General features: G+C 60.5%; 9 protein-coding genes. 4 read left to right on the top strand and 5 right to left on the bottom strand.

Annotated elements, in window-relative coordinates; genetic code table 11:
* Positions 1-169: 169 nt before the first annotated feature.
* From PMI32_RS07540 to PMI32_RS07560, 5 genes are all read right to left on the bottom strand, one after another.
* Complete coding sequence (locus PMI32_RS07540) at positions 170-1,573, bottom strand: heavy metal sensor histidine kinase (RefSeq protein ID WP_008032456.1); 1,404 nt, start codon at positions 1,571-1,573, stop codon at positions 170-172.
* The gene (locus PMI32_RS07545) at positions 1,570-2,241 is read right to left on the bottom strand and encodes a heavy metal response regulator transcription factor (RefSeq protein ID WP_008032453.1); all 672 of its coding nucleotides are present in this window, start codon (positions 2,239-2,241) and stop codon (positions 1,570-1,572) included. Before PMI32_RS07545 ends, PMI32_RS07540 begins: the two co-directional genes overlap by 4 nt.
* Before the next feature lie 40 nt (positions 2,242-2,281).
* Positions 2,282-2,539 carry a DUF2790 domain-containing protein gene (locus tag PMI32_RS07550; RefSeq protein WP_008032450.1) on the bottom strand — a complete coding sequence of 86 codons (258 nt, stop codon included), beginning with the start codon at positions 2,537-2,539 and terminating at the stop codon, positions 2,282-2,284.
* A 123-nt stretch (positions 2,540-2,662) separates the two neighbouring features.
* Complete coding sequence (locus PMI32_RS07555; RefSeq protein WP_008032449.1) at positions 2,663-3,433, bottom strand: alpha/beta hydrolase; 771 nt, start codon at positions 3,431-3,433, stop codon at positions 2,663-2,665.
* Between the two features lie 245 nt (positions 3,434-3,678).
* Positions 3,679-4,581 (bottom strand): LysR family transcriptional regulator, encoded by a 903-nt coding sequence (locus PMI32_RS07560; protein ID WP_008032447.1) that lies wholly within the window; start codon positions 4,579-4,581, stop codon positions 3,679-3,681.
* A 143-nt stretch (positions 4,582-4,724) separates the two neighbouring features.
* On the opposite strand from PMI32_RS07560, the gene PMI32_RS07565 reads away from it, so the two are divergent.
* From PMI32_RS07565 to PMI32_RS07580, 4 genes are all read left to right on the top strand, one after another.
* Positions 4,725-6,026, top strand: coding sequence for an NAD(P)/FAD-dependent oxidoreductase (locus PMI32_RS07565; RefSeq protein WP_008032444.1), 1,302 nt, complete (start codon positions 4,725-4,727; stop codon positions 6,024-6,026).
* Positions 6,027-6,077: 51 nt separating this feature from the next.
* The gene (locus PMI32_RS07570; protein ID WP_008032442.1) at positions 6,078-7,166 is read left to right on the top strand and encodes a polyamine ABC transporter substrate-binding protein; all 1,089 of its coding nucleotides are present in this window, start codon (positions 6,078-6,080) and stop codon (positions 7,164-7,166) included.
* Positions 7,167-7,481: 315 nt separating this feature from the next.
* The gene (locus PMI32_RS07575) at positions 7,482-8,453 is read left to right on the top strand and encodes a Bug family tripartite tricarboxylate transporter substrate binding protein (RefSeq protein ID WP_008032440.1); all 972 of its coding nucleotides are present in this window, start codon (positions 7,482-7,484) and stop codon (positions 8,451-8,453) included.
* Positions 8,450-8,944 (top strand): tripartite tricarboxylate transporter TctB family protein, encoded by a 495-nt coding sequence (locus PMI32_RS07580; RefSeq protein ID WP_008032439.1) that lies wholly within the window; start codon positions 8,450-8,452, stop codon positions 8,942-8,944. The genes PMI32_RS07575 and PMI32_RS07580 overlap by 4 nt, the downstream gene beginning before the upstream one ends.
* Positions 8,945-8,952 lie beyond the last annotated feature (8 nt).

Raw genomic sequence — 8,952 nt, 5'->3', positions numbered from 1 at the left:
AGGACCGGAGCGAGGGCATGCCGAGCCTAGGCGAGGCACCGAACGAAAGGGGCAAGAGCCCTTTGGTTACTTTGGGGCTTTTCCAAAGTGACTCGCCGTAAGGGCGAAACCAATAGCCGGCGTTACCGCAGAAAACGGATATTCACACCAACCGCAAAAACACCAAACCTCACTCACCCACCCGCCGCCCCGGAAAAAACAACTCAAAACACGTCACCCCATCACTGCTGCTGACACTGTAAGCCCCGTTATGCAACTGCATGATCGTCGCCACGATCGACAGCCCCAAGCCATTGGAATGAGCCGAACGCTCGCGGGATTCGTCAACCCGGTAAAAGCGCTCGAACAGCCGGGGCAGGTGCTCGGCAGGGATGGTCTGGCCAAAGTTACGCACGATCACCCGGATACCCTCAGCCGAAGGTATGGCGCGAATGACCAGCTCAGAATGCGCCGCGCCATATTTGATGGCATTGGCGCACAGGTTGGCCAACGCACGGCGCAGCAGCATCGGCTCAGCCCAAATCACGCCGCTGCCCTGGGCATCGATGCTGATCCCGACATCCGCCGCCAGCCCTTCAAAATAGTCGGCCATACGTTCCATTTCGTCAGCGGCATCCAGCTCCTGGCGTTGGCTCAGGGCACTGGCCGGGTCGGTACGCGCCAGAAACAGCATGTTGTCGAGCATCCGCGCCAGACGCTCAAGCTCTTCGACGTTGGAGGCGAGCAGTTGCTGATAGGCCTCGACGCTGCGGTTCTGCTGCAACGCAACCTGGGTTTCGCCGAGCAGGTTGTTGATCGGCGTGCGCAATTCATGGGCCATGTCGGTCGAGACCTGACCCAGTTGCACGAAACCCTTGCCCAAACGGTCGAGCATTGCATTGAGCGCGTCGATCATCGGCAGCAGCTCCCGTGGCGCGCCCTGGCCATCGAGGCGCTCGGTGAGGTTGCCGACGCCGATGCCGTGGGCATGCCGGGCCAGGCGTCGCACGGGCAGCAGGCCGCGATGCACCAGCAGATAGCCGGACAGCGCCAGCAGAATCGCCGCCACGCTGGCGAACAGGTACACGTTGAGGCGGTAGCGGGCGAGCACGGCGGTGCGCTCGGTCATCAGGCGTCCGGTGACCACCTGCAAGCTGCCCATATCGTCGGATTCGATGGTCGCCGCGACGGCCGCGAAAGGGACGCCGTCCACGCCGGGATAGTGCTGCACATCGGCCAGACTCAACGGATGGTCCATCGACACCGGTGCCAGCGATGGCAAGGCGAGGTTGCCGGGATTGACCACCAGCAGCGGTTTTTGTCCGGCGGCGCCAATGGTCAGCAGGGCTTCGCGATTGCCCAGCATGTTCTGGAACAGCGCCGGTTTGGTCCTGATCAGCTCCAGCGTATTGCTGTCGTTGAGGAAGGTGCGCAGTTGATCGATGCGGTTCACCAGGGCCGCGTCGTCGCGGCGGATCAGCTCGCGCTCCAGGTCGCGGTACAGCGCCACGCCCAACAGGGTCAGCGAGACAAACGCGAGCAGGGCAAACACCAGCGCCAGGCGCAGTGTCAGGGAATGGCGAAGGCGACTCATACCTGGGTGTCGAAGCGGTAGCCGATACCGCGCACGCTGTGGATCAGCTTGAGCTGGAACGGGTCATCGATTTTCAGGCGCAAGCGACGCACGGCGACGTCGACGACGTTGGTGTCACTGTCGAAATTCATGTCCCAGACCCGTGACGCGATCATCGAGCGCGACAAGACCTGGCCTTGATGCGTGGCAAACAAATGCAGCAGGGCGAATTCCTTGTTGGTCAGGGTGATCTTCACGCCTGCGCGGGTGATGCGGCGCTTGAGCACGTCGATCTGCAGGTCGTCCACCTGCAGCTGTTCTTCTTCGCGGGTGGGACCACGGCGGGTCAGGGTGCGCAGGCGCGCCACCAGTTCGGCGAAGGAAAAAGGCTTGATCAGGTAATCGTCGGCGCCCAGTTCCAGGCCCTTGATGCGGTCGGCGATGTCATCCCGCGCGGTGAGAAACAACACCGGTGTGTCGGCTTCCTTGCGCAAGCGGCGCAGAACCTCCCAGCCATCCATTTTCGGCATCATCACGTCCAGCACGATGACATCGAAATCGTGCTCCAGAGCCAGGTGCAGGCCATCGATGCCGTCCCGCGCCAGGCTGACGGAGTAACCGAGCTCCTGCAGGCCGTTGAGCAGGTAATTGCCTGCCTTGGGTTCGTCTTCGACTACCAGGATATTCATGGGGTTTGTGCCTCAGCCAATTGGCGCCAGTGTAGCCGGATCAATGATCGTTGGTGCAGCCCGTGCCGTTGACCTGGTAATCGAGGACGTGCTCGCGACCCTGGTGGTCGAGGTAGTCGAGTCGCGCCGGGATCACGCCGCATTGCTGCGAGATGTCGGTACTGGCGAGGACTTTGGCGACGTCCATGTGCACGAAGAAACCGGTCTTGTCGTGGATTACCGGCGCAGTGGTCTGCGTATCGGCAAACGCCGAGCCGGTGGCGAGGAGGGCGGCGAAACCGAGGATTAACATTTTCATGAGGTGTCTCTCTATTCAGGTTGGCTGCCGGGAATGGCCTGACAGTGAGTTCAGGTTAAACAGGCGATCCGGACAGCCGACCAACAGTTCAATGACAAAGTTGTAATGAAACCGGGCCTGGCGTTATGGCTGGCGGCCGGAGGCTTCGAGGATCAGGTCGGCGATTTCTTTGGAGTGGGAAACCAGCGACAAATGGCTCGACGGCAGCTCGATGGTGGTCGCGCCCATGCGTTTGGCGAGGAAGCGTTCGAGGTCCGGGTTGATGGTCTGGTCGAGGCTGGAGACCGCGTACCACGACGGTTTGCTGTGCCAGGCGGCTGCGGTGGTGCGATCAGTGAACAGGGTTTTGGCAATCGGTTGCTGCACGGCGAACAGTTGCATCGCCTTGTCGTGGGGCACGTCGCTGGCGAAATATTTGAGGAAGGCATCCTGTTTCAGGCTGACGAAACCGTCGTGTTCTTCGGTGCCGGCTCGCACGGGCATGGTCGGGTATTTGGCTGACAGGGCGACGAAATCTTCCCCGGCGTCCGGGGCGCGGGCCGCAACGTATACCAGCGAGCTGACCTTTGGATTGACCCCCGCTTCACTGACCACGGTGCCGGCGTAGGAGTGGCCGACCAACACCGTCGGGCCGTCCTGTTGGTTGAGTACACGCTGGGTGGCGGCGACGTCATCGGCGACCGAGGTCAACGGGTTTTGAACGGCGGTGACGTGCAATCCGGCGGCCTGCAACCGCGAAATCACGTCCGCCCAGCTCGAGCCATCGGCCCAGGAGCCGTGTACCAGCACGACGTTGTCGGCCTTGACCGGCGCGATGTCGCCGGCCATGGCGGAGCCGGTGCCGAGCATCAGCAGGCTGGCGGCGATCAGGCAGAGTTTGCTCAATGGTTTCATGGTATCGACCCTTGTCATCATCAGTGGGAGGCGTCACCCGGTGTGGGTGACTGACGACGCCACTTTAGGAAGCGAGGGTGCTGGCTACGCTGACAAGTCGATGACAAGTTTGTAATGCACGGCCATTGGGTTTTGCGGTGATCTTGCGACCGTCATCGCCGGCAAGCCGGCTCCTACAAGTACGTGGTGTTTGTACCGAATCCTTGTAGGAGCCGGCTTGCCGGCGATGGGGCCGGTGAGGGCACCTAACGCTCAAGCGCTTCCTTTTCAGCCTGCTGCGCAAACCATTGCAGGACCATCGCGCAAGCCGGATGAGCAACGGCTGAAGGCTGCAGATTCAACGCGTAAATACCGCGTGTTGCCAACGGCCGGCCAAACGGGATAACCAGCACCCCTCGCTCTATCGACTCTCCTGCCAGTGTCATATCCGTCATCGCCACACCCAATCCTCGCGCCGCCGCGTCCAGCGCCAGTTCATCGAGGTTGAAGGGGATGTGCCGGTAATCATCCAGCGATTTACCGCCATTGGCCGACAACCATTGAGCCCAATCATTGCGGTCCGCCGAGCGATGCAACAGCGGGAAACTCACCAGGTCTTCCACCGCTGCCAATGGCCGCGTCGAGGTGCCCAGCCCGGGCGCGCACACCGGCACCAACGCTTCCTTGAACAGGGTCAGGCTACCGGGATCAGCGGACGGCTCGGGTAGATAGAGAATGTACGCATCACTGTCGATGGCCGGCTCCACCACTTCTGTCGCCACGGTCTCGATCGACAGCGAAACCTGCGGATGACTTCGATAAAACTCGCTCAACTTCGGCAGCAGCCAGCGAACCGCCAGCGACACATGCATGCGGATGCGGAAGGGGCGTTCCTGTGGCGAGAGGCGGTCCTCCAGGGTTTTCAGTTGCGCCAGGATATTTCGTGCGGTTGCCAACACCTGTTCGCCTTCCGGCGTCAGTCGCACATGGCGGCTGTTCCGCGCAAACATCGGCACGCCAAAGTGGCTTTCCAGCAGCTGAATCTTTCGGCTCACCGCACTTTGGGTCAGGCACAGCCTGGCGGCCGCTTGGGTGAAGCTGCCCGAGTCGGAGACTTCCACCAGCGCCTGCAAGGCCTGGAGCGAAGGAACGTGGCGAATTTTATCCATGCGTTTTCTGAATGGCTCGATGATTTTATAACGTTGGTTGTATCACTACAGGCCTTATAGATTCTAGCTCTGGCGAGCGTTTTCCGGAAACGTCCATGCGATTACAGCATGTGCTCGCAGAATGACAGTCAATGAGGTGAGGCATGACCAATGAATGTGGCTGGATTGCGCAGGCGGGAAGTTCAGCCGCTCGCGGTCCTCTCAAAGGCACGGTAAAAGCCGACTGGCTGATTATCGGTGCCGGTATCACCGGGCTGAGTGCCGCGCACTCACTCGCGCAATTGCACCCTCAGGCGCGGATCGTGATCGTCGACCGGCAACGCGCGGCGCAGGGCGCTTCGGCGCGCAACTCAGGCTTCGTCGTAGGCCACGAACATCCGACCAGGGACGAGTTGATCGGCAACCACGGGTTTGCCGGTTATGAAGTGGACACCGCGATTTCACGGGCTGCCAGCGACGAAGTGCGCCAACGCATCGCCCGTCACGGTATCGAATGCGACTTCAGGGATTGCGGTTACTTCTTCGCGGTCAGCGACCCAGGCAAGTTGACCGATGTCGAGGGAAAACTGGCCACGCTACGCGCCGTCGGTGCCTCTGCTGAGTTTCTGCAAGGTGAGCAACTGAGCGAAAAACTCGGCACCCGGCACTACCAGGCCGCGATCTGGTGCGGTCAGGGCAACGCGCTGCTGCAACCGGCGAAATACGTGAAGGGCTTGCTGGATGCACTGCCGGACAACGTAACCGTGTTCGAGAACACCGACATCACTGGCCTGGAGCGTCTGGGCAAAGGGCGAATTCGCGCCAATGGCATCGCTGGCAGCATCGAGGCGACGCAAGTCATGGTGTGCCTGAACGCGTTCATTCCCCGGTCGGGCATAGAGGACAGCGGAACCTTCCCGATGGAACTCAGCGCCAGTCTTACCCGTCCGCTCAGCGATGAAGAGTTCCAGTCCATCGGCGCCGTCGAGCCGTGGGGCGTGCTCTCCACCCGGCCGCTCGGCGCCACAGTGCGCCTGACCCCGGACCGTCGCGTGATGATCCGCAACACTGCGGAGTACCGCTCCCGTGACCTGACCGACAGTGAACTGCTGCATCGGCGCAAACACCATGTGCTCGGCTTGCAACGGCGCTTTCCGTTTTTGGGCGAGCAGGACATCCAGTACACCTGGACCGGACATTTGAGCGCCTCGCGCACCGGGCAACCCTATTTCGGCAAGGTCGAAGAGGGCGTGTTTGCGGTGGCCGGCTGCAATGGTTCGGGCGTTGCGCGCGGCACGCTGTGGGGGCGATTGCTCGCCGAAATGGCCTCGGGCACCTGCTCGCCGATCCTCGAATCGGTCATGCGCAGGGCGCAACCGGGCTGGCTGCCGCCAAAGCCCTTGCTCGATATCGGTGCCATGCTTCGCATGCGCGTGGAGGCGGTCAGGGCCAGAACAGAAATCTAGAAACCCCGGCGATCAAAAAACAACAAAAGCTCATCAATAAGGTGATTGAACATGCGCGCGAACACAATTCCCCTGATGGTTGTACTGACCACGTTGTCGGCCGCCACATACGCCGACGAAGTCGTCAATATTTCCAACTGGAACGGCTACATCGCCGAAGACACCCTGACCAGCTTCACCCAGGCAACCGGGATCAAGGCGACTTACGACATCCACGACAGCAACGAAGTGCTGGAATCCAAGCTGATGACCGGCAACACCGGCTACGACGTGGTCAGCCCTTCGAACCATTTCCTGTCGCGCCTGATCAAGGCCGGGGCCATTCAGAAACTCGACCGGAGCCAGCTGCCGAACTGGAAAAACCTGGACCCGGCGTTGATGAAAAAGCTCGAGGTCAATGACCCGGGCAACCAGTACGGCTATCCGTACATGTGGGGCACGGCGGGGATCGGTTACAACGTCGAGAAGATCAAGGCGATCTTCGGCAACACCGATGTCACCCATTCCTGGAAGCTGTTTTTTGAAGAAGAAAACATCAAGAAACTCAGCCAGTGCGGCGTGGCGATCATCGATAACCCGACGCAAATCCTGCCAATCACCCTCAATTACCTGGGCCTGCCGCCCCATAGCCACGAGCCGGCGGACTACAAGAAAGCCGAGCAGGCGCTGCTGAAAATCAGGCCGTACGTGCAGTACTTCCATGCGTCCAAGTACATCAGTGACCTGGCGAACGGCAATGTCTGCGCGGTGATCGGCTTCAACGGCGACATCGTTCAAGCTGCCGCCAGCGCCAAGGAAGCGAACAACGGCATCGACATCGCTTACTCGATTCCTGACGAAGGCTCGACCCTGTGGTTCGACATGGTGGTCATGCCCAAAAGCGCGCCGCACGAGAAAAACGGCTACGCCTACATGAACTACCTGCTGACGCCGCAAGTCATTGCCAACATCAGCAACAGCATCCACTACGCCAACCCCAACCTCGCCGCGGATCAATATGTGACCCCGGCCGTGAAGCAGGACCTGGCGATCTACCCGCCGAAGAGCGTGCTGGACAAGCTGTTCACTGTCGAGGAACTGCCGGCGGCGATTGCGCGGTTGAGCACGCGTCTGTGGACCAAGTTGAAAACCAATACCTGAGGGTGATTGCCCTTTCCTTGACTGTGCGAGTCAGGGAAGGGGCAGTGTCAGCGGGTCAATTCCGGTCAATGGCGCTCAAAAGCCATCCCGCAATCCTGCAACTGCTCCCACCGCGACGGCCACCATTTTGAGTCCGTGCAACGCCCCGCGCGTCCATGCAGGCGTCTTCCTGAAATGAACTGATTCACTGTTGTATGCCGCCATTCCAACCATGGCCTACGCTTATCCCGAGATGGCTGTTCAACGATCCGGATTTATACCCGGACCGACGTTCAGCCGGCGCCCCATAAAAACAAAAGTCCCGGGAGAAAACGCATGTTCGCATCGTTACGTCGATCCACCCTTTGCCTCGCGGTTGTCGTCACTGCCGCTGTGCTCACAACGCCTGCCTTTGCGCTGGAAACCGTCAAGTTCATGGCCCCAGGTTCCGTGGGTGGCGGTTATGACCAGACCGCTCGCGTGCTGGGCAAAGCCTTGATTGAAGCCAACGTGGCCAAATCCGTCACCTTCGAAAACAAGGGCGGCGCAGGTGGCACGCTGGGGCTGGCGCAGTTTGCCAACAGCACCAAGGGCGATCCGGATGCGCTGCTTGTGATGGGCGCGATCATGGTTGCTGGCATTGAGCAGAACAACCCGCAGATTACCTTGAAGGATGTGACGCCGATTGCCCGGTTGTTCACTGAGTACAACGTAATTGCGGTGCGCAAGGAATCCGAATTCAAAACCCTGGACGACTTGCTGAAAGCCTTCAAGGAAAAACCGACCAGCATTGCCTGGGGCGGGGGCTCCAAGGGCTCGATCGATCACATCGGTATTGCTGAACTGGCCGCGAAAATGGGCGTCCCGGTCAACAAGGTCAATTACGTCGCCTTCGCCGGCGGAGGTGAAGTGGTTGCCCAGGCGTTGGGCGGGCAGATCAAAGTCATCACTGGCGGTTATGCCGAACTTGGCCAATACATCAGGAGCGATCAGTTCCGTGTACTCGCCATCGGCGCACCGGAGCGCGTTGCAGGCATCGACGCCCCGACGCTTAAAGAAAGCGGGTATGACGTGATCATCGGCAACTGGCGTGGTGTTTACGGTGCCGCGGGCCTCACGCCCGAGCAGCGCAAGGAAGTCACCGACGCCGTGGTGGCAGCCGCCAACAGCAAAGTCTGGAAAGACAACATCGAAACCAACAAATGGTCACCCAACATCCTCACCGGTGACGAGTTCGGCAAATTCGTCGATGCGGAGCACGTGCGGCTGCGGGCAATGCTGGTGGAAGTGGGGCTGGTCAAGCCATGAGTCAATCGCGTGCAATCGTGCCGGTGCAACTGGCGATTGGCGTCGGTGTGCTCGCCATTAGCGCCATGCTGGGCTACGGCGCCTTTCTGTTTCCCGAGGAGATGGGGTTCGTCATCCTGGGGGCGTACGTCTATCCCTACGCCGTGGCGGTATTCCTCGCGGGCGTGGGGGTGGTTCTGTGCTTTCAAGCCGTCACCGGCGGTTTTCGCGAACTGGCCGATCACGATGACGAATCCGCCAAAGTGGTGCCTGGCGGCAAAGCGGGGGTGGCCTGGGTGACGGGGGGGCTGCTAGGCGTTGCCGTGCTTATCAATCTCATTGGCTTTGTCCTGTCGGCCGCGTTGTTGTTTGCCTGTTCGGCGCGGGGTTTCGGCAGTCGTCATCCGCTGCGCGATCTCGCCATCGGCATTGCCCTGACGCTCCCGATTTATTGGCTGTTCAATGCCGGGCTGGGGGTTTCCCTTCCGCCGCTTGTCAACGCCTGGATCTGATTCAGGCC

It is taken from the genome of Pseudomonas sp. GM60 (genome assembly GCF_000282415.1).
GTDB classification, from domain to species: domain Bacteria; phylum Pseudomonadota; class Gammaproteobacteria; order Pseudomonadales; family Pseudomonadaceae; genus Aquipseudomonas; species Aquipseudomonas migulae.
Note: the sequence above shows the minus strand (reverse complement) of the source record. Positions and strands in the feature narration are given on the sequence as shown.